At 72.6% G+C, this 19,309-nt stretch carries 19 protein-coding genes; 10 read left to right on the forward strand and 9 right to left on the reverse strand.

The features are described 5' to 3' along the window. Positions 1-151: 151 nt before the first annotated feature. The 3 genes from OG485_RS22765 to OG485_RS22775 form a co-directional block, all read right to left on the reverse strand. The gene (locus OG485_RS22765) at positions 152-1,696 is read right to left on the reverse strand and encodes a VWA domain-containing protein (protein ID WP_328670429.1); all 1,545 of its coding nucleotides are present in this window, start codon (positions 1,694-1,696) and stop codon (positions 152-154) included. Between the two features lie 264 nt (positions 1,697-1,960). After that, positions 1,961-3,895: an FUSC family protein gene (locus OG485_RS22770; RefSeq protein ID WP_328670430.1), complete on the reverse strand. Its 1,935-nt coding sequence runs from the start codon at positions 3,893-3,895 to the stop codon at positions 1,961-1,963. 70 nt (positions 3,896-3,965) lie between these two features. After that, positions 3,966-4,865, reverse strand: coding sequence for a hypothetical protein (locus OG485_RS22775; protein WP_328670431.1), 900 nt, complete (start codon positions 4,863-4,865; stop codon positions 3,966-3,968). Positions 4,866-5,181: 316 nt separating this feature from the next. Between OG485_RS22775 and OG485_RS22780 the strand changes: the two genes are divergently transcribed. Beyond that, positions 5,182-5,733 (forward strand): SH3 domain-containing protein, encoded by a 552-nt coding sequence (locus OG485_RS22780; RefSeq protein ID WP_328670432.1) that lies wholly within the window; start codon positions 5,182-5,184, stop codon positions 5,731-5,733. Between the two features lie 154 nt (positions 5,734-5,887). Here the strand turns inward: OG485_RS22780 and OG485_RS22785 are convergent, their stop codons facing one another. Then, positions 5,888-6,322, reverse strand: a complete 435-nt coding sequence (locus OG485_RS22785; protein WP_328670433.1) for a hypothetical protein — start codon at positions 6,320-6,322, stop codon at positions 5,888-5,890. Positions 6,323-6,501: 179 nt separating this feature from the next. On the opposite strand from OG485_RS22785, the gene OG485_RS22790 reads away from it, so the two are divergent. The 3 genes from OG485_RS22790 (at position 6,502) to OG485_RS22800 (ending at position 9,734) form a co-directional block, all read left to right on the forward strand. After that, on the forward strand, positions 6,502-7,140 hold the full coding sequence (locus tag OG485_RS22790) for an NAD(P)-dependent oxidoreductase (protein ID WP_328670434.1): 639 nt from the start codon (positions 6,502-6,504) through the stop codon (positions 7,138-7,140). 70 nt (positions 7,141-7,210) lie between these two features. Continuing rightward, positions 7,211-8,362, forward strand: coding sequence for a PP2C family protein-serine/threonine phosphatase (locus OG485_RS22795; RefSeq protein ID WP_328674597.1), 1,152 nt, complete (start codon positions 7,211-7,213; stop codon positions 8,360-8,362). A 124-nt stretch (positions 8,363-8,486) separates the two neighbouring features. Beyond that, positions 8,487-9,734 carry a hypothetical protein gene (locus tag OG485_RS22800; RefSeq protein ID WP_328670435.1) on the forward strand — a complete coding sequence of 416 codons (1,248 nt, stop codon included), beginning with the start codon at positions 8,487-8,489 and terminating at the stop codon, positions 9,732-9,734. 21 nt (positions 9,735-9,755) lie between these two features. Here OG485_RS22800 and OG485_RS22805 read toward each other — a convergent pair whose 3' ends face one another. Further along, positions 9,756-11,003, reverse strand: coding sequence for an amidohydrolase (locus tag OG485_RS22805; protein ID WP_328670436.1), 1,248 nt, complete (start codon positions 11,001-11,003; stop codon positions 9,756-9,758). 396 nt (positions 11,004-11,399) lie between these two features. Between OG485_RS22805 and OG485_RS22810 the strand changes: the two genes are divergently transcribed. Then, positions 11,400-12,743, forward strand: coding sequence for a helix-turn-helix domain-containing protein (locus tag OG485_RS22810; protein ID WP_328670437.1), 1,344 nt, complete (start codon positions 11,400-11,402; stop codon positions 12,741-12,743). Positions 12,744-12,870: 127 nt separating this feature from the next. Here OG485_RS22810 and OG485_RS22815 read toward each other — a convergent pair whose 3' ends face one another. After that, on the reverse strand, positions 12,871-13,614 hold the full coding sequence (locus OG485_RS22815; protein ID WP_328670438.1) for a L,D-transpeptidase: 744 nt from the start codon (positions 13,612-13,614) through the stop codon (positions 12,871-12,873). Further along, positions 13,604-14,161: a SigE family RNA polymerase sigma factor gene (locus OG485_RS22820; RefSeq protein WP_328670439.1), complete on the reverse strand. Its 558-nt coding sequence runs from the start codon at positions 14,159-14,161 to the stop codon at positions 13,604-13,606. The genes OG485_RS22815 and OG485_RS22820 overlap by 11 nt, the downstream gene beginning before the upstream one ends. A 111-nt stretch (positions 14,162-14,272) precedes the next feature. Between OG485_RS22820 and OG485_RS22825 the strand changes: the two genes are divergently transcribed. The 3 genes from OG485_RS22825 (at position 14,273) to OG485_RS22835 (ending at position 16,630) form a co-directional block, all read left to right on the forward strand. Continuing rightward, positions 14,273-15,211 carry a L,D-transpeptidase gene (locus OG485_RS22825; protein WP_328670440.1) on the forward strand — a complete coding sequence of 313 codons (939 nt, stop codon included), beginning with the start codon at positions 14,273-14,275 and terminating at the stop codon, positions 15,209-15,211. A gap of 124 nt (positions 15,212-15,335) precedes the next feature. Continuing rightward, complete coding sequence (locus OG485_RS22830; protein WP_328670441.1) at positions 15,336-15,935, forward strand: hypothetical protein; 600 nt, start codon at positions 15,336-15,338, stop codon at positions 15,933-15,935. Positions 15,936-16,408: 473 nt separating this feature from the next. Beyond that, positions 16,409-16,630, forward strand: a complete 222-nt coding sequence (locus OG485_RS22835; protein WP_037614735.1) for a hypothetical protein — start codon at positions 16,409-16,411, stop codon at positions 16,628-16,630. A gap of 84 nt (positions 16,631-16,714) precedes the next feature. Here the strand turns inward: OG485_RS22835 and OG485_RS22840 are convergent, their stop codons facing one another. Then, positions 16,715-17,563: a hypothetical protein gene (locus OG485_RS22840; protein ID WP_328670442.1), complete on the reverse strand. Its 849-nt coding sequence runs from the start codon at positions 17,561-17,563 to the stop codon at positions 16,715-16,717. A gap of 199 nt (positions 17,564-17,762) precedes the next feature. Between OG485_RS22840 and OG485_RS22845 the strand changes: the two genes are divergently transcribed. Together OG485_RS22845 and OG485_RS22850 are read left to right on the forward strand one after the other, a co-directional pair. Beyond that, positions 17,763-18,077, forward strand: a complete 315-nt coding sequence (locus tag OG485_RS22845) for a helix-turn-helix domain-containing protein (protein WP_328670443.1) — start codon at positions 17,763-17,765, stop codon at positions 18,075-18,077. 282 nt (positions 18,078-18,359) lie between these two features. Next, positions 18,360-18,563 (forward strand): cold-shock protein, encoded by a 204-nt coding sequence (locus OG485_RS22850; RefSeq protein ID WP_020871138.1) that lies wholly within the window; start codon positions 18,360-18,362, stop codon positions 18,561-18,563. A gap of 171 nt (positions 18,564-18,734) precedes the next feature. Here OG485_RS22850 and OG485_RS22855 read toward each other — a convergent pair whose 3' ends face one another. Further along, positions 18,735-19,157 carry an ATP-binding protein gene (locus OG485_RS22855; RefSeq protein WP_328670444.1) on the reverse strand — a complete coding sequence of 141 codons (423 nt, stop codon included), beginning with the start codon at positions 19,155-19,157 and terminating at the stop codon, positions 18,735-18,737. Between the last annotated feature and the right edge of the window lie 152 nt (positions 19,158-19,309).

The raw sequence follows: 19,309 nt of genomic DNA on the forward strand, positions 1-19,309 counted from the left end.
GCTGCGTGGGGCGACGATCGCCTCGGATTTCCGGTGGGCGGGTCGTCGCCGGTGAACCTTGAAATCGTAGCCGACATGGGTGGGCCGCCCGCTTCCCGTTTTAAGGCGTGGGAAGGGGGCGGCCCGGTGGTGCGGTGTACGGGCTCAGGGCTTACGGGCGCCAGTTCTCCAGGACGCCGTCGTAGACCTCGACGTCCGTGAGCTCACGCGGGGCCGGGCCCGCGTGGAAGAAGGCCGTGTTCCCGGTCTTCAGCTTGCGCAGGTAGTCGAAGGCCTTGTTGTCGTGCTCGCCGAAGGCGACGAACGAGAAGAAGACGCCCGGGTGGTTCTCCGCCGCGTCCGTGAGGGACTGGGTGGCGGGGGTCTTGGCGTCCGGGGCGCCGTCCGTCTGGAAGATCACCAGGGCGGGGTCGCCGCCGCCCGACCGCTGGTGGTGGGTGACGACTTCCTCCACGGCGACGTGGTAGCTCGTACGGCCCATGCGGCCGAGGCCGGCGTGCAGGTCGTCGACCTTGTTCTCGTGCTCGGTGAGCGTGAGGGTGCCGGTGCCGTCCAGTTCGGTGGAGAAGAAGACGACGTGGACGGTCGCCTCCGGGTCCAGGTGGGCGGCGAGGGCGAGGGCCTGCTCGCCGAGGGCCTGGGCGGAGCCGTCCTTGTAGTAGGCGCGCATGGACGACGAGCGGTCGAGTACGAGGTAGACCTTGGCGCGCTTGCCGGTGAGGTCCCGCTTCTGGAGCGCGGTACCTGCTTCCTGGTACGCCGTGACCAGGTCCGGAGCCTGTGCCTTGACCTCGTTCAGCGCGACGGCGGAGTCTTCTGCGGGCTGGGCCTCGGCTTCGGCCGGGGTTTCCGCTTCCGCCTCGGCTTCGCCTTCGGCGTTGTCGTTCCCGCCCGCACCACCCGTGCTGGTCTCGTCTTCGGCTGCGGGTGCCGCCTGGGGGGCTTCCTCGCCGTCGGCGGCCGCGGGCTCGTCGACCTGCGCGGCCTCGGGCACCTCGGCCTCGGCCTCGGGCTCGACCTCGGGCTGGGCCTCGGCTTCGGCTTCCGCCTCGGCGGCGACCTCGGGCTCGGCGACCGGCTCGGGCTCCGCCTCGGCGACCGGAGTCGCGTCCGCGGCAGGCTCGGGCTCGACGACGGGCTCGGGCTCGGGGATGACCGCGGCCTCGGGCTCGACGGTGGGCTCGGGCTCGGGGGTGGCCTCGGGCTCGGGCTCGGCGGCGGCGACGGGCTCCGTCGCTTCCTCGGCCTCGGGCTCGGGCTCCGCGACCGACTCGACCTCGGCCTCGGCGGCGGGCTCCGCTTCCGCCTCGGTGGCGGGCTCGGCGACCGGCTCCTCCGTCTGCGCGGCGGCGGGCTCGGCCTCGGCTTCGGCTTCGGTGACCGGCTCGGCCTCGGGTGTGGGTTCGGGCTCCGGGGAGGAGGTCGTGTTCTGCTTCGGTACCGTCACGTTGTCGAAGGCGGCCGACACCAGCTCATCGACGACGGAGGGCTCGGGCTCGGACGCGGGAGCCGGAATCTTCGGCTCGGCCTCCGGGGCGGCGGTCGAGGCCGGCTCGGCCTCGGGAGAAAGTGTCGGCTCCGCGGCGGGAGCCGGGACCGTCGCGGTCGACGTGGCCTCTCGCGAGGTCTCCGCGTCCGCGTCACGACCCTTGCGTGAGCGGCCGAACGCATTCCGCAGGAGAGTGAGAATGCCCATGTGCGCAACCCTTCGCGTGAGTTGATCCCGTCAATCCCTGGCCAGGACGGACACGTAAGGTTAGCGGCCATAGATGGTGATCTTCGGCAGGGGCTGCGCACCGGACAACCGCCGCGTCAACCCCCTTACAGCGCCCACGGGTTCACTTTCCTACCACGGTGATTTGTCGGAATTCTGAGTTCCGTCCGTCCCGCACGTGGAGTCGGGACGATGGGCGAATAGTCTGTGCCGACGCCGCCCGTGTCAATGTGGTGGCCGCCCGTGTCAATGCGGTGAGGTGATCGCCCTGGCCGCCGCGACCTCCTGCCGCACCGGTTCGAGGACGCTGCTCTCGGGTCCGGTGAGGTCGGTGCGGACGGCGAAGAGCACGTCCGTCTCGCGCAGTCCCTCGGACAGCTCCCGCAGCTGGCGCGCGATGGTGGAGATCTCGGCGGCGGACGGCTCGGCCGCGCCCTGCCGGACACGGACCCGGGCTGCGGTCGTCGCGTCCACGATCCGCTCGACGGCGACGACGAGCGGCATCCAGGCCGCGGCGCGGCGTCCGTTCGGCGGCGGTTCGGTCAGCGCGCGCTGGAACTCCGTACGGATGGAGGAGAGGTCGCGGTACAGCCGGCGTCTGCTCCGGGCGCGGGCCGACGGCTCGGCGGCGTCCCCGAAGGCCAGCTCGACATAGCCGGCGGTGTCGGCGACCGCGTCCGCGAGCCGGTCGCCGACCCGGGCGTGCCAGCTCTCCGGCCAGAGCAGATATCCGGCAATCAGGGCGATTCCGCAGCCGATCAGGGAGTCGACCAGCCGGGGGACGACGAGCCCGGTGCCCTGGTGGTTGAGGATGTCGGACAGCAGCAGGATCACCGGGGTGATGGCGGCGGTCTGATAGCCGTAGCCGCGCGGGGTCAGGGCCGGGATGAGCGCCCCGAGCACCATCAGCACGGGCACGTCCCACCAGCCGCGCGGAACCAGGGTCAGCACGGTCGCCGCGACCACGAGGCCCGCGACCGTGCCGAGGGCGCGCAGCAGGGCCCGGGAGAAGACGGAACCGTAGTCGGGCTTCATGACGAAGGTGATGGTGAGCGCGACCCAGTAGGAGCGCGGCACCTCGACGGTGGAGACGAGCACCTGGCCGAGGCCGATGCACAGGGCGAGGCGGGTGCCGTAGCGCCAGGAGGCCGCCGACAGCAGGACGTTGCGGGTGGCGCGGGCGGCACGGACACGCAGGCGGGCGGGCCGGCCGAGGCGGTCGTCGAGGGTGCGCGGGTCGGGGGACCGGTCGGCCACGACACCGGCGGCGTGCCGCAGGGCGTGGTCGACGGCGCGCCCTGTCTCGTCGGCCGGGGCGGGAAGCCGCAGTTCGAGGGGCTCGGTGCCGCCGGACTCGACGGTGCCGGCGAGCAGGCGTACGGCGGCGGGGATCTCGGCGGGCAGCGGTTCGCCCCGCTGGTGGGCGGCGGGGGCGGCCTCGACGACCGGCGTGACGGCGTTGAGCTGGGCGAGCAGCCGGACGAGGTCGGGGCTGCGGCCGTGGTGGAACGCCCGCCGGGCGAGGACGAGGTCGTACGACTCGTTCAGGGACTGGGTGACGGCGATGCGGAGGCGCTCGTAGTCGTCGGTGCCTCCGGCGGCGAGCAGGTCCGCGACCGTGCGGTAGGTGCTCGCGACGGAGGACCGCTCCGGCACCCCCGAGCGCAGCGGCCAGGCGAGCAGGGTCAGCGCGAGGACGAGGAGCCCGCCGCCGGACATCAGCAGCGGCGCGAGCCACCAGGCGCCGGGCAGCGGAAGTCCGGCGCCGATCACGCAGTTGAGGAGCAGCAGCAGTCCGGTGACGGAGGCGACGGCGCCGATCGACGAGATCATCCCGGAGACCAGGGCGATCAGGGTCACCGTCACCACGGCGGTCCAGCCGTGGCCGAAGACCGCGGCGCCGATCGTGACGCCGATCGCGCCGAAGAACTGCGGGACGGCGATGTTGAGGATCCGCATGCGGTACGCGTCCGCGGTGTCGCCGATGACTCCGGACAGCGCTCCCATGGAGGCCAGGGCGCCGTACGCGGGCTGTCCGCAGGCGAGGCCGATCGCGAGGGGGAGCGACAGGGCCACGGCGGCGCGGGCGGCGGCGGCCCGGTTGACGGGGACCCGCTGCGGTTGGAGGTTCCTGACCAGCCAGTCGGGAGGGGTGAGGCCGATGGGGAACTCGCGGGACATGCCCCAAGTATGTCGGTTTTCCGGGGGCGGACCCGGGGGCGGACCCGGGACGGTCCCGCCGGGCCCCGGGTCAGGCGCCCACGTGGGTCGACTGCTCGGCGGGAATCTGACGGGGTGCCTCGGCCGGCCGCCGCCGACGGGCGTACACACCGGCGAGCGCGGCGGTCAGAGCCACTGTCAGACCCATGGCCAGCAGCAGCCAGCTGACGAACCGGAGGGTCTCGGTGAGAGCGTCGTACACCGCGCCCGCGGCTGTGCGGGACACATCGGGCGGCAGGTCGTCGAGGGTGAGCCTGCGGCCGACGGTGATCGCGACACCGAGCAGCGCGGCGCCCAGAGCGGTGCCGAGGCCCGTCGCGAGGACCGCCCGGCGGCGGCGCACGGCGATGACGATGCCCGTCGCCGCGAAGACGACCGACGCCGACGGGAGCCAGAATCCGGCGACTTCGAGCACGTGGAACCCCTTCCGGAGCCGGGCCAGGTCCTCCGCCTCGAGCACGGTGACCTCGGTGTGCGCGACCGGGATCCGGGCGGCCAACGGCATGTGGTCGTCGGCGAGCCGGCGCTTGACCCGCTCGGTGACGGGCGCGAGATCGACGGTCACCGCACCCTCGCGGTCCTCGCGCAACGCCCGCATCACGGCGTCGTGCGCGGCCATGTTGGCGGCCTCCCACGCCGTGCGGTACGCCTCGGTCTCGGTGAACGAGCGCACGGCGTCCCGTACGAAGTGGTTCACCGGCCCCTGGAGCCTTGGCCGTACGTGGACCTCGCGCAGGATGTCGTCGGTGACGCCGGCCGCGATGGCGTCCCGGACGTCGTCGTCGCCGGCGAGCGGCGCCATGGTGGCCTCGTACCGCTCGGAGTCGCCGAGGCCGTACGTCGCCCACGCCGACAGCGCGCCGAGCGGCGCGAGGAGGCAGGCGAGCGCGATCAGCACGGCCGACAGGGCGCTCCGGACACGAGGGGACACGTCTTCAGACAAGGCCTCCCGGACCCCGTACGCGACCGGTCCGACTGCAAATGGGCGCATATGACAAGCCGTACGGGGAGCTGACGCGCCCGCCCCGCAGGGCTGGACCGCGGCCCCCGCCGGCAGCCCGCCCGATTCCGGCGGCACCCGGTCCGTGTCCCGTCGGCACGCCGGCGGACGGCCGTGCGGGTTCCGCCGGCACCTCCGGGGCTGCCGCTCACCCCCGTGCATCCCTGTGGCCCCAGGGGCTTCGGCCGCTCAGGTGGAGCCCTCACCCGAACGGGTGTTTCCTGGATCTGGGGAAAAGGAGGCCGATATGCGCACCACCCCAGCCCCGCGGACTCTTGCCGCGGCCCTGCTCAGCGGCGGTGTACTGACCGTCCTGGCCGCCGGTCCCTCCATGGCGGCGACCGAGTCGGCGCCGACCGGCGACGGCTCCGGAAGCCCCGTCCGGGGCACCGTCATCTCCCGTGGAGAACTGAACCTGCGGCTTCAGCCCAGCACGAACTCGCCCGTCGTCGGCGCGCTCTCACCGGGCAGCCAGGACCGCGTCCAGTGCGCGGTGAACGGGCAGAGCGTGCTCGGCACCTCCGTCTGGTACTGGCTCGTGGGCGCCCATGCCTGGGCCAGCGCGGCCTTCGTCGACACCGACGGCCGGTGGGTGCCGAGTTGCTCGGACCCGTGTCCCGACCAGAAGGACGGGACGTGGCACAACGCGCACTGGGACGACGGGCGCAACCCGCGCAACGACCCCGGATGGAGTGTGACCCCCTCCGGCTCCTGGAGCTTCACCGTCTCCAGCGCGTGGAGCTGGACCGTGTCCGGCTCCTCCTCGAACTCCTGGGACTGGGTCCCAGGTGGTGGGTGAGCAGGTGAGTGAGGGAGACGCATGAGGCCCCGGCGGTGCCGGGGCCTCATGTGCGTGTGAATGTGCGTGTGAATGTGCGTGTGCGCCGTCGCGACGGACGACTGTGCCGTGTGCGCCGTTGCGACGTCGTCCGTCGCAACGGCGCGCTACGACGTCAGCCCGCCTTTCCCGCCGCGTCCTCGTGGGTGTAGTAGCGGTAGAAGGCCACCGCGTACACGCCCACCGCCACCGGCAGTGACATGAACACGGACCGCAGAATGGTCGCGTCGGTCTGGCTGTAGAGGAAACCGAACGCGCAGCCCGCGAACACGGCCCACACCAGCGCGTGCGCCTCGCGCCGCATCAGTGGTGCCACCGTCCGGGCGCCCATGTAGGCCGCCGCGAACGCGATGGCGCACACGAAGCCGAACAGCACGTTCCAGCCCGTGATGGCACCTGCGTCCCGGTTGATGGCGGCGGCCCAGTAGCCGTAGACGAGTCCGCCGACGACGGGCACGGCCCACTTCGCCATCGTGTGGGTCTGTTCCCCGAAGACGTCGGTCGATCCGGATGTACCTGGTGTCCCTGACACGGGTGCGGCTTGAGCCATGGAAGGACTCCTCTCTGCTCGCCCCCGCCTTCCAGGTCACACCTCGCCGCAGCCCCTGGCAAGTCGGGGCCCGACCCCCCACGGCACCCCTCCACGGCACCCCACAGCACCTCCCGCGGCACCCTCCTCGCCGCTTCGCCGGGATGCGGTGATCATGGTCGCGTGCTTCGCTGAGGTGCATGAAGCTCGTACTCTTCGGTGCCACCGGCATGGTCGGCAGCCGTATCGCCACGGAGGCGTCGGCGCGCGGACACCAGGTCGTCGCGGTCAGCCGGTCCGGCCAGTCCCCGGTTTCCGGGGTCACCGCGGCGGCGGCCGACGCCGCGGACCCGGCGAAGGTCGCCGAGCTGGTGGCCGGCGCGGACGCGGTGGGGTCGGCCTGCGTCCCGCCCCGGGACGTCTCGGATCCCCGCGAACCCTTCCTCGCCCTCAACCACTCCCTGGTGGAGGGCGTCCGTGAGGCCGGGGTGCACCGGCTCGTGATCGTCGGCGGGGCGGGGACCCTGGAGGTCGCCCCCGGCGAGGCCGCGTGCGACCAGCCGGACTTCCCCGAGGCCTACCTTCCCGAGGCCCTCGCCCACCGTGACGCCCTCACCTATCTGCGGACCGACGTCGACGATCTCGACTGGACCTACATCTCACCCGCCGCCGAGATCGGCCCCGGCGAACGCACGGGCGAGTTCAGGATCGGCGGCGACCGCATGCTCACCGACGCGGGCGGCCAGAGCAGGATCAGTGCCGAGGACTACGCGATGGCCTTCGTCGACCAGCTGGAGATGCCCGTCCACCCGCACGGCCGTATGTCCGTCGCCTACTGAGACAACGAGACGGAGGCGGTACGGCGAGGTGGCCGACCGGAGATCCGCATACGACCGGTTACGGCACGCCCTGCGGCCGCGCACCGGGGTGCAGGAGGCCTTCCAGCGGTCGACGCCGCTGCGGGTGCACGGGCGCAGCGTCGCCTGGCTGCCCCCGCTGCTGCTGCTCCTCGGCATCGCGCTGCTCGACGTCAACACCTCCGGCCGGTTCCGGATCATCTCCTGGCTCGTGCTCGTGCCGGTCATCGCCGCGGCGATCTGCGGGGTGCTGGGCACCGTGGCGTTCGCCGCGCTGTCGCTGCTCGTCTACGGCACCGTGGACACGTCGTGGCCGCACCCGTACCAGAACGGCCTGCCCGATTTCGTCCTGGTCATGGTCGGCAGCGGCCTGGCCGCCCTCGCCTGTTCCGTGCGGCTGCGCGCGGAGCGGCGCATGCTGCACATGCGGGACATCGCCGAGACGACCCGGCGTACCGTGCTGCGCCCGATGCCCCCGGGCTGGGGCGGCCTCGACCACGCGGCCGTCTACCTCGCCGCCGACAGCGAGGCCCGGGTCGGCGGCGACTTCTACGACATCCAGCCCGGCCGGCACGGCACCCGCGTGCTGCTCGGAGACGTCCAGGGCAAGGGACTCGCGGCGGTCGAGGCGGCGGCCGCGCTGCTCAGCACCTTCCGCGAGGCGGCGTACCACGAGCCGGACCTCGCCACGGTCGCCGCCCGGCTGGAGGTCCGGATGCTGCGGCACAACCGCTACCGCGTGGCGCTCGGCCGCAGCGACAGCGACCGTTTCGCGACCGGCGTCCTGGTCGCCTTCCCCGAGGACGCTCCGGTCACCGTGGAGGTCGTCAACTTCGGCCACGAACCGCCGCTCGTGGTCACCGCCGACGAGGTGCGGAGTCTGCCGGCCGGGGACGGGCTCCCGCTCGGCATGGGCGAGTTGGCGCCCGCGCCGCCACCGGTGCTCCGGGTCCCGCTCGCCCCCGGCGAGACACTGCTCCTGGTCACCGACGGGGTGACCGAGGCCCGCGACACGGCGGGCGACTTCTTCCCGCTCCGTGACACCCTCACGAAGGCGCTGCCACGGGACCCGCGCATCGCCGACCCGCAGCGGCTCGTCCGGTTCGTGCGCGACGGCACCCTGGTCCACTGCGGCGGCAGGCTCGGCGACGACACGACGATCTTCGCCGTACGGCGTCGGGCGGGCGGCGGACGAGGGACGTAGCCGCGGTGGCGGACGCGGACTTCGGGGTTTTCGGCCGGGTGGGGGGTTCGTCCCCTTCACGTCCCCTCTTTGCATGCGCAGCCGTTACGGTGCTGATGTGTCCGATCGATGGGGGAGGCAACCTGTGCCCGGAACCGTGCTGCTCCTCGCGGCCTCACCGGTGGGCAGGGGGTGTCTGGTGGACGCGGCCTCCGTGCTCCCCGTGCTCGCGGCCGTCGCCCCTCCGGTGCTGTCGGGCACCGAGACGGCCAACGTCGTCGAACTGGCCGACCCGCTGGAGCCGCAGGCCGTCCTGACCCGGCTGCGCGCGGCGGCGACGGCGCCCGGACCGCTGACCATGTTCGTGACGGGACAGCTCCAACTGGACCGCCGCCAGCGGCTTCCGCACCTCGCGCTGGCCCGCACCACCCCGGCGACGGTCCGCTACACGGCCTTCCCCTGGCGCTGGGTCGCCGACGAACTCCGGCTGCGTCCACCGGGTTCGACGACCGTCTTCGTCGACCTGCACGCGGACACGGACACCTGGGAGTTCCTCGCCGGGCGCCCTCTCACGGCGGGCCCGTCGACCGAGCTGTACGGCCGGGTCGCCCCGCCGCCGTCGCGCCGGACGGTGGCACAGCCGGCGTACATGAGAGCCGTCGCCACGCTGCTTCGCAGCGGCCATCGCCCTTCCCCCGACCAGCTTCACCAGCAGGCTCTGACGAGGATCGCGGGCGAGGAGAACTCCCGGCCGGGAGCGGCGGACCTGGTGCTCGCGCCCGGCCGGGCGTGGGCCGGGCAACCCTGGCCCCCGGCTCCGGAGTTCACGACGGTCACGGCTCCGCCGCACGCGCCCGCGCGTCCACCGCACCTGCCGCACCCAGCGGTTCCACCGCCCGCGCCGTCCATGCCGTCCGCGTCGTCCGTGCAGCTTCCCGGCCAGGCCGGCCGGCGAGGGGGTTCGGTCTCCCCCGATCCCCATGAGGAGATCACCGCGGCGGTCCGCGACGGACGCCACGACGACGCGTTCGCGCTGGCGGCGCGGTGGGAGCGGGAGGCGCTGCGGACGCACGGGGCCGGGTCCGAGCCGGTGCTGCACTGGATGGAGGTACGGGCCGACCTGGCGATGTTCGCGGGGGACGCCGAGCGCAGCTGCCGTGGCTGGCTGGCCCTCGCGGCGAACCGGCTGGACGCGGGACAGGCGCCGGGCGCCCCGGAGGTGGAGTCGGCCGTGGACCGCGCGCACCACCAGTGGGGCCGTATCGACGATCCGGCGCGGGCCCGTGAACTCGGGGCGGAACTGGCCCGGTTGAGACAGCGGGTGCCCGGACGCCGGGAGGGCGCGCTGGACCATGTCAGGCGTCAGCTCAGCCAGTTGCAGACGCAGACCTGAGCGAACACGGACCGGGATGGTTCACTTCCCGGCCGACAGCGAGGCCAGCGCCCCCGACACCAGGGTCCGTACGCCCGGCGCGACCGTGGACAGGTCGGGGGCGAAGTGCGGACTGTGGTTGCTGGGCACGGCCGCGAGCCTGGTCATGAGGTCGTCGCTGCCCGGGGCGGCGTTCCAGACGTCGGCAGGGGTGCCGGTCACGAACCAGTAGGAGTAGGGGATCCGGCCGACCGCGAGCCGCGGGAAGTCCTCGCTGGCCATGGCGGGACCGGGATCGAGGACCGTCCCGGCGCCGAAGACCTCGCTGTGCACGGCGGCGATCCGGCGGTCGGTGCCGGCGTCGTTGACGGTCACCGGAAAGTCGTCGCCGACGGTGACCGTGGGCTCGGCCGGGCAGCCGGCCGCCGCGCACTCGCCCGCCGCGACGCGCCGCACGGCGGCGATCATCCGTTCCCGCACGTCCTGCGACTGCGTCCGCAGGTTCAGGGCGATCCGGGCCTCGGACGGGATGATGTTGTGCCGGGTGCCGGCCTCGATCCGCCCCACGGTGAGCACAGCGGACTCCCGGGCCGCGATCTCCCGGCTGACGACCGTCTGGAGCCGCGTCACGATGTACGCGGCCGTCACCACCGGGTCGACGGTCGTCTCGGGCCGCGAACCGTGCCCGCCCCGCCCGTGCACGACGATGTCCAGGTCGGTCGAGGCGGACATGATCAGACCCGGGGAGTGCGGGTACAGCCCGGCGGGGCCGGGCACCACGTGCTGGGCGAGCAGGACGTCGGCCACCGGGAAGCGTTCGTGGAGGCCGTCCGCGACCATGCGGGCCGCGCCCCCGCCGGTCTCCTCGGCGGGCTGTCCGACCAGCACCAGTGTGCCGGACCAGGTGTCCCGCCCGGCGGCGAGTGCGTCCGCCGCGCCGGTCAGCCAGGTGACGTGCAGATCGTGGCCGCAGGCGTGCATGACCCCGTCGGTCTCCGAGGCGTACGGCAGCCCGGTCTCCTCGGCCACGGGCAGCGCATCCATGTCGGCGCGCAGCAGGACGGTGGGCCCGTCCCCGTTCCGCAGAACGCCGACGACGCCCGTACCGCCCACGCCCTCGGTCGTGTCGTACCCGGCTTTCCGCAGCCGTTCCGCGAGGGCGGCGGCCGTACGGTGTTCGCGCAGCGACAGTTCGGGATGCCGGTGCAGATCCCGGTAGAAGTCCTCCAGGGCGGGCACGGGGAGGTCGGCGGTGAGGTCCAGCGCGGTACGGGCGGCGGTAGAGGTCACCGGTTCACTGTAGGCGCCGCGTCTGCCCCGTACGGGGGATTTCGCCGCTGTCGTACGACTCGGGGAGCGTGCGTCGACGGCCCGCGGGGAGTTACCGCCGACCGGTCGTGTGCGCGGTGGTGTGTGCCGTGGGGGCCGCTTCGGCCGCTCTCGCCGGGCCGACGTTCGCCGCCGTGACCAGCGCGGCGACCGCGATGACGGCGGCGAGAAACCCTCTGGAGTAGCGCGCGGAAATACGTCGGAGCACGGTGACCTCGCAACAACAGCGGCGTATTAAGCATGCTTAATCCGGCACTTAACGTAGAGGCTCCCGGGCTCCCGTCGCAAGAGGGTCCGAGGCCGGACAGTAGTCAAAAGCCGGACCGGTCCAACTCGGCTTGATGGCATGCTTGGTTCATGGCGGAGCGGGACGACCCTGAGATCATCGGGCGCAGGGTGCAACAGCTGCGCACAGAACGAGGCCTGACGCAGAAACAGCTCGCGGAGCCCGTGTACACGCCCGCGTACATCTCCACCCTGGAGGCCGGCCGGGTGCGGGCCTCCGAGCCCGCGCTGCGGCACATAGCCGGGCGTCTCGGGATCGCGTACGAGGAGCTGGCGACCGGGCGGCCCGCCCATCTCGCCACCGGCCTGCGGCTGCGGCTGACGGACGCGCAGCGCACGCTCTCCACCGGAGAGGCCGAGGTGGCCGCCGAGGTCTACGCGGTTCTGCTCGCGGAGGCGGAGGCCCACGGACTGGTCGCCGAGCAGGCGGCGGCGCTTCTCGGGCTCGGCGAATGCGCTCTGGACACCGGGGACCTGGAGACGGCGCAGCGGCGCTTCGAGGAGTCGGAGCAGCGGATGGGGGACGCGCCGCTGCCGCAGCGGGTGCCCGCCGTACGCGGCCGGGCGGTCTCCCACTACCTCGCCGGTGAACTCCGTTACGCCTGCTATCTGTTCGAGTCCACGCTCGACGAGCTCAACCGGACGGGCCTGCACGATCCCGAGGCGCTGCTTCTCCTCTACACGGGAGTCATCGGGCCCTACATGGACATGGGCGCGCACGCCCGTGCCGCCCAGGCCGCCGAGTTCGCGCTCGCCCTCGCGCCGCAGGTCCAGGACCCGGCGCTGGTGGCGCGGATGCACCGCTCGGTGGCGCGGACGATGATCGCCGAGGGGCGGATCACCGAGGCCGACGCCTCCCTCGCCAAGGCCGCCGAGCTCTACCGGCAGCTCCAGATCCGCACCGAGCTCGCCAACTGCCACTGGATGCGCGGTTATCTGTACGCCCAGAACGGTGAACTCGAGCGTGCGGAGGGCGAGTTGCGTGAGGCGCAGGCCATGCTCTCCGCGAAGCGGGCCGCGCTGTACACCAGCCAGGTCGCGGTGGAACTGGCCGACGTGCTGCACCGGCGCGGCAAGTCCGACGAGGCGGACGGACTGCTGCGGCAGGTGCTCGGTGACCTGAGTTCCGAGCGGGGCGCCATCCACGCCGCCGCCGCGCACCGCCTGCTCGGGATCATCGCGGAGGACGCCCGCGACACCGAGGCGGCGGAGGAGCACTACGTGCGGGCGATGAGCCTGCTGGAGCGGGCGGGCGCGGCGGGCGACCTGGCGGACCTGTGCCGGCTGCTGGGCGACCTGCTGCGGCGCACCGGCCGGGTGGAAGCGGCTCTCGACGCCTACCGCACCGGCCTCGGCCACCGCACCGCCCCGGGCACGACGACCCTCGGCCCCGCTCCGGCCCAGCCGCCCCTCTGAAGACAGACAGGCGCCGGTCGTTCCGGTGCGGAGTGCGGAGTGCGGGGTGCCGGACGCGGGACGCGAGTGCGGGGGCCGCTGGTGCTGCCGGGCTCCGGGGCGTGGCCACCCTGCCGCGAAGGCCGCGCTAGCCGCCTGAGGTTCCCGAGGATCCCGTTCCTGAGCCGGCCGCTGCGCCGGTGGCCGCGCCCGAACCGGTGACCGTGCCCGCCGTCGCCGAGCCCCGGTGCGCCGCCGAGGAGGCCGAGGCGTTGACCGACGGGCGGATCTCGACCACGGCGCCCGGTTCGAGCCGGTCGTACAGCAGCTTGGCATCGGTCATGTCCAGGATGATCCAGCCGTGGTCAGGGTCGGAGATGGCATGGTCACCGGTCCCCAGGGAGCCCACGTAGTCCGTTCCGCCGTCGGCCCCGGTGAGCTTGACCACCCAGGTGGCCTCGAAGGAGTAGCCGCCCTCGAAGCCGACCGTCTTGCTGGAGACCCTCAGGTGGGCTTCCTTCTCCGTGACCGTCATCCGGACCGTCGGGGTGTCCCCGGTCAGACTGTCGCCGTGGAGCGTCAGCCGGTGGCCGGCGACGGAGATCACGCGCCTGCCCAGATCGATCGTGGCGTCCGGCGACGCCGTCGGCAGGCTCGGGACGGCGGTGGGGCTCGCGGCCGGCGGGGACTTCCGCTGCGCCCCTCCGTCCAGGCCCACCAGGGCGACCAGGGCGAGCGCGCCCGCGACGCAGACGCCGCCCGCGGCCAGAGCCGTACGGCGGCGGCGTCGTCGGCCCGACGCCCGGCCGCGGATCTCCGCACCGCTCAGCACCGGAGACCTCTCCGCCTCGTTCGCCAACTCGCGCAGGGCGGAGGCGAGTTCATCGGACACGGTCGTCCTCCCTCTCGCCCTTGCCGGACGCGCCCGCGAACCCCGACGGACGCGCGGAGCCGGCCGGCTCCGCCGATTCCTCCGAGAGCACCCGCGCCAGCGCCGTCCGGCCACGCGAGAGCCGGGCCTTGACCGTGCCGACGGGGGCACCGGTTTCGGAGGCTACCTGCTCGATGCTCAAGTCGCACAGATGGTGCAGAACGATCGCCATCCGCTGGGCCTCGGGCAGCGTTCGAAGCGCGGCCACGAGCGCGGTGCGCTCGGGGCCCGGGCCCGGTGCGTGGTCGGCCGGAGGCGTGCGACGCACCAGCTCCAGCCAGCGGCGGGCCCGACGCCAGCGGCTCACCGCGAGCCGCGTCGCCACGGTCCGTATCCACGCCTCGGGAGCACCGTCGGCGAGGAACTCGCGCCGCTTGTCCCAGGCGCGGACGAACGCTTCCTGGACGACGTCCTGCGCCTCGCCGTGATCCCCCGTGAACGCGTAGAGCTGACCGGTCAGCCGGGGGAAGGCGGTCGCGTAGAACGCGTCGAACTCTTCCTCGGTCATGCCCCCCGCCCGAATGTCCGAAGTCCCGCCGGCCGTATGCAACCCGGCCGCCCCCGTCGTGCGTACAAGTCCCGTACGTCGCACATCGAAACACACCACAGGGGGATCACCATGACCACGGGACGGAGAGGTGGCCGGGGCCGTCTGGCCCGCGCCTGGAGCGCGGCGGCCGTATGCGTGCTCGCGCTCGCCGGATGTTCGGCGCAGGCGCTTGCCGACGGCGGGGGCAAAGGAGCCGAGGGCGGCCGGCCGGCCGCCGGTGCCACGGGCAAGGAACGGCCCAAGCCCTCAGCCCCAACGCACAAGTCCCTGGCGGGCGCGCACATCAACATCGCCGACGGGCAGACCGTGGGGGTCGGCATGCCTGTCTCCGTGACCTTCGACCACCCGATACCCGTGGCCGAACGAGCCGATGTGGAAAGGCAGTTGAAGGTCACCGCCGAGGCCGAGGGCTCCTGGGGGTGGGTCAAGGACCAAAACCTCGCCGACGGACAGCGGGTCGACTTCCGGCCCCGCACGTACTGGAAGCCCGGCACGGCGGTCACCGTCCGGGCCGGGGCCGGAATCACCAGGCATTTCACGGTGGGCCGCTCCTTCGTCGCCACAGTGGATGTCCGTACACACGTCATGACGCTCGAAACGGCCGGATCGTCGCGCCGCGTCCCGATCACCGCGGGCGCGCCGGGCATGGACACCTGGAACGGCACGATGGTCGTCTCCGACAAGGCGTCCAGGGTCTTCATGGACTCGCGATCGGTCGGCTACGGCGACGCGTACGCGGATTACTACTACTACGCCGTCCACCTCACCGCCTCGGGCACCTACCTCCACCAGAACCCGAAGGCGAACATCTACGGCGGCCGTCAGAACGTCACGCACGGCTGTGTCGGACTCGCCACCGGCGGTCCCGCGAAGAGGTTCTTCGACGAGGTCGTCCCCGGCGACGTCGTCAAGGTCGTCGGCTCCCGGGACACGGTCGCCGTCGGCAACGGCTACGGCGACTGGAACCTGGACTGGGACCAGTGGCGGGCCACGAGCGCCCTCGACTGACGCACGTCCGTGCGAAAGATCTCCGGCCGGCGTCGTCCGGCCGGCGGGCGCCAGGAGTCTCCACGGGGGAGCGGCGCCCCTGCACCATCCGAACACCGTTCACATCACGAGGAGTTGTCCGTTCATGGCAGGTATGAAGAAGTACGCGGCGGTCGCCGCGGTCGCCGTCGCGCTGATCGCGGTGCCCACGGCGGCCCACAGCGCCCCGCAGGGGAAGGGGGCGCCCGCCGCCGTCCTGTCGGCGCACGTCACCGGCCACCCGGCGCACGCTCCCGCCCTCCCGGTCGCGAAGACCGCTCCCACGGCCCGGATCGTCGCCCCGGGCGAGCACGTCACGGAGCCCGGTGGCGCCGAGTTCTGGCTGACGGCGGAGGGCAAGCACTGGACGACGCTCGACAACACCGATCCCCAGTTCAGGAGCGTGGTCGACGGGAACATCGACCTCGGCACGCCCGGCGTCTCGGCGCAGGTAGAGGGCACCGCCCAAGGGCACGTCACGCTCTCCGGCCTGTACTACGGCGGCAAGGGCACCGCCTCGACCGTCACGGTCCGGACCACCGCCGGGACCCTGCACGCCAAGCTCGTGGAGCTCGCGGGCAACCCCGGCTGGGGCGTCTGGTACGTCAGCACCGACCTGCCCGCCTCCGACAAGGACTTCGGCGTCAAGCACATCGTCGTCCGCGACACCGAGGGCGGGGTCTACTCCCGGCTGGACCTGAGCTGAGCAATCGGGCGCGGGAGCCGGTCCTTCCCGGCCGGCTCCCGCGCCCCGCCGCTCCCCCCGGTACCGGCCGGCTCCGGCCACCGGTCCGACATCCGGGAGGACGGCCGGCCTTCCGCCGACAGGCCGGAATCGCGTCGTCCGTGGGGCGGACCGGTCGGGCGCGCGCCGGGCGTGCGCCCTCTTCGCCGCCGCTGTGCCGACGGCCCGCGGCGCCGGGGCCGGACCGGGCCGCGCCGTCACAGGTTGTCCGGTCCGCGACAGGCTCGCCCGGCGGACGGCTCCGCGCACCGGAAAGATCGTGGAGCCGGCGCCCCGGCGGATGACCTCACGGAACGCCCGGCAGGCCGGGCAGGGAACGTGCGGGGGGACGCCCGCCCGCCGTGGCCCGTAGTCCGCGGGGACGCCGAGTCGGAGCGGGATCGAGACCATCAAGCCCTACCGCCCGCCGGAATAGGGCCCATACTGGAATCACGATGAGTAAATCCTCCGCGCCCCGGCGCCACCTGCCCACCAGCCCCTTCGCTGCACCCGTCGTCCCCGTGGCCAAGGAGTTCAGCCTCGGAGACCGCGTCTCCCACGACCAGTACGGCCTGGGCACGATCGTCGGCGTCGAAGAGGGCATCGCGATGCTCGTCGACTTCGGCGCCCGCCAGGTCCGCGTCCTGAGCCCCTACACCCGGATGGACCGGCTCTGACGCGCATCCTCTGAACACCTCCGGCCCGCGGCAACCCCGTAACAGGTTGCCCGGGCCGTGGTGTGCCCGGGAGCCTGTCGTGTCTCAGCCCTGGGTCGGGGCGGGCGACTTTCCGGCCAGTACGTCCTTCAGGCGGTTCGTACCCGCTTTGACCGCCTGCTCGGTGGACTGGTGTTCGGTTCCCGAGAGGCCGCCGTTGGTGAGGGACAGGGCGCTGTCGCCGACCCGCACCGCCGCGAAGTCGAGCGTCAGTGTCTCGGGGTCGCCCTCCAGCTCGCCGCTCATCGTCAGCTGGAAGCCCTGGCGGGCGTCCCCCACATCGGGCAGACGGGTCGAGACGACCTGGACCGTCTGGCGGTCGCCCTTGCCGTTGACCGCCGTGAACTCGTCACAGATGTCCGGCAGCGTCTTCAGCCACTTCAGCTGCGTGTCCAGGGCGTTCTTCCCGTACGAGGCGACCTCGTAGCGCATCTGGGCGTCGTTGTCGCTGTCGTCGAAACCCGTGACGGCACCGGCCCCCTGCGGCTTGCCCAGCAGGTCCTCCGTGTACAGGCCGTCCAGCAGCTTCTGGCACTCCTTGGCGTTGCCCTTGTCGGTGACGAAGGCCGACGCGTCGACCTTGCTCTTGAGCAGCGCGTCGTGCCAGGCCGCCACGCCCTTCGACTCGTCCCACTGCGACCCCAGGTCGGAGTTGGTGATCAGCGCCGCCTGCGCCTCGGCCTTCGTGAGCGTACGCACGGAAGGGGAGGGCGAGGCCGACGCGGCGCCGGGCTCCTCGGCGACGGGAGAGGCCGGGACCGTGGAGGCGGGCGACGCGGGGGAGTCCGTACGGCCGGAGCCGCCGCCGTCACCTCCGCCGTTCGAGCAGGCGGCCGTCGAGAGCAGCATCCCCGCGGTCAGGGCGGAGGCGAGGAGACAGGACGGACGGATCATGCGAGGGCCTCCCGAGGACGGTCCCGAGGACGGGCTGTGTCCCTCCACGCCACCACCGGCCACGGTCCCCCACCAGCGCACCGGGCCGTCCGGGTGAGTGCGGCGCGCGGATGCCGCCGGGCAGGTGCCGGGTGCCTGGGCCGGCACCGGCGGGGATCTGCCAGAGTGGAAGGTGATGCACGCGCGCCAGGGAAGCACCATGAGCCCCACCAACCGGTTCGAAGACGACGACTACCCCGCCTACACGATGGGACGTGCGGCCGAGCTGATCGGCGCCACCCCCGCGTTCCTGCGGGCCGTCGGGGAGGCCGGGCTGATCACACCGCTCCGTTCCGAGGGCGGCCACCGGCGGTACTCCCCCAACCAGCTCAGGATCGCCGCCCGCGCCCGTGACCTCGTCGACCAGGGCACGCCCGTCGAGGCCGCCTGCAGAATCGTCACGCTGGAGGACAGCCTCGACGAGGCCCTGCGGATCAACGAGGAGCTGCGCGGCTCCACACCGCAGGGCGCGTGAACGGGACGGCAGAGGCCCTCTGGCGGCGTTTTCCCGACGGGGCCCGGATATCTGCTCCGGCCGGTACAGAATTTGGTGCACGAGCCCGCGAGGTTTTGATATTCCCCACGCCGGGGTGAGATAGTGCGCCCGCTTCGAGGCGGTCGACGTGCTACTGTCGATTTCAGTTGCAGTTGTGGTTCCCAAAGTTTTTACCGGTGCATTCCGGTTGGGGCAATCATTGCGGCGACGCAGGTCCACACAGTGTGGACCTTCGAGCTTTGCCCCGAAGGAGATTTGAACATGGCTACTGGCACCGTGAAGTGGTTCAACGCGGAAAAGGGCTTCGGCTTCATCGAGCAGGATGGCGGCGGCGCCGACGTCTTCGCTCACTACTCGAACATCGCCACCTCTGGCTTCCGTGAGCTCCAGGAAGGCCAGAAGGTTACCTTCGACGTCACGCAGGGCCAGAAGGGCCCGCAGGCGGAGAACATCGTCCCCGCCTAGTCAGGGACACCGGACGGCCGGCGTCCGCACCTCAGGGTGCGGGCACCGGCCGTTCGTTTTTTTGCGGTCATGGAAATTGCGATGAATTTTCGGTGGCCGTTCCCATTTTCGGCGGCGTCAAACCTGGACCGACGGCTTGATCGCCGTGAGGGAATCACCGGGCACGCGCCGCTACTGCACCGCCAGGACCGCGCGTACGGTCTTGCCGCCGAGGCCCGTACTGACGATCTCCAGGCTGTGGGCGAGCTGCTGGACCATGGCCAGGCCCCGGCCGTTTTCCGATTCCGTGTCCAGCGCGCCGATCCGCGGCCGTCCAGGACTGTCGTCGTGCACCTCGACGGTCACCCGCCCGTGCCCCAGCTGCAGCCGCAGCCGGCAGCCGCTGCGGCCGTGCCGCACGGCGTTGGCGACGAGCTCCGAGGCGATCAGCGTGGCGTCGTCCACCTGGTCCGCGGTCGGCGACGCCAGCCGTGGCCGAGGCCGGGTCAGAAACGCCGTCGTCAGCTTGCGGGCCCTGCCCGCCGAGACGGCCGTACGCGGCAGTGTGTACTCCACGCGGGCGGTCGGCCGGACGGTGCGCTGGTGCGCACGCATGACTGACACCTCTCTTCCCCCTCCAGGACAACCAGCACCCGGCCGACGGCTCCGTCCCCGTCGACCGGGACCCCGCGCGAAACGGTGCGCGGCCGGTCCTGCCCTCGGGTGATGCCCCACCCGAACGGTCCGCAACCAACGAGCCGCGTCAC

Source organism: Streptomyces sp. NBC_00328, assembly GCF_036139655.1.
Lineage (GTDB): Bacteria > Actinomycetota > Actinomycetes > Streptomycetales > Streptomycetaceae > Streptomyces.

Excerpts from the sequence above, each read along its gene's own strand:
- OG485_RS22850 (WP_020871138.1), top strand. The coding sequence starts at position 18,360 with ATGGCTACTGGCACCGTGAAGTGGTTCAACGCGGAAAAGGGCTTCGGC.
- OG485_RS22770 (WP_328670430.1), bottom strand. The coding sequence starts at position 3,895 with ATGTCCCGCGAGTTCCCCATCGGCCTCACCCCTCCCGACTGGCTGGTC.
- OG485_RS22855 (WP_328670444.1), bottom strand. The coding sequence starts at position 19,157 with ATGCGTGCGCACCAGCGCACCGTCCGGCCGACCGCCCGCGTGGAGTAC.
- OG485_RS22845 (WP_328670443.1), top strand. The coding sequence starts at position 17,763 with ATGAGCCCCACCAACCGGTTCGAAGACGACGACTACCCCGCCTACACG.
- OG485_RS22780 (WP_328670432.1), top strand. The coding sequence starts at position 5,182 with ATGCGCACCACCCCAGCCCCGCGGACTCTTGCCGCGGCCCTGCTCAGC.
- OG485_RS22820 (WP_328670439.1), bottom strand. The coding sequence starts at position 14,161 with ATGACCGAGGAAGAGTTCGACGCGTTCTACGCGACCGCCTTCCCCCGG.
- OG485_RS22830 (WP_328670441.1), top strand. The coding sequence starts at position 15,336 with ATGGCAGGTATGAAGAAGTACGCGGCGGTCGCCGCGGTCGCCGTCGCG.
- OG485_RS22835 (WP_037614735.1), top strand. The coding sequence starts at position 16,409 with ATGAGTAAATCCTCCGCGCCCCGGCGCCACCTGCCCACCAGCCCCTTC.
- OG485_RS22790 (WP_328670434.1), top strand. The coding sequence starts at position 6,502 with ATGAAGCTCGTACTCTTCGGTGCCACCGGCATGGTCGGCAGCCGTATC.
- OG485_RS22825 (WP_328670440.1), top strand. The coding sequence starts at position 14,273 with ATGACCACGGGACGGAGAGGTGGCCGGGGCCGTCTGGCCCGCGCCTGG.
- OG485_RS22840 (WP_328670442.1), bottom strand. The coding sequence starts at position 17,563 with ATGATCCGTCCGTCCTGTCTCCTCGCCTCCGCCCTGACCGCGGGGATG.
- OG485_RS22765 (WP_328670429.1), bottom strand. The coding sequence starts at position 1,696 with ATGGGCATTCTCACTCTCCTGCGGAATGCGTTCGGCCGCTCACGCAAG.
- OG485_RS22810 (WP_328670437.1), top strand. The coding sequence starts at position 11,400 with ATGGCGGAGCGGGACGACCCTGAGATCATCGGGCGCAGGGTGCAACAG.
- OG485_RS22785 (WP_328670433.1), bottom strand. The coding sequence starts at position 6,322 with ATGGCTCAAGCCGCACCCGTGTCAGGGACACCAGGTACATCCGGATCG.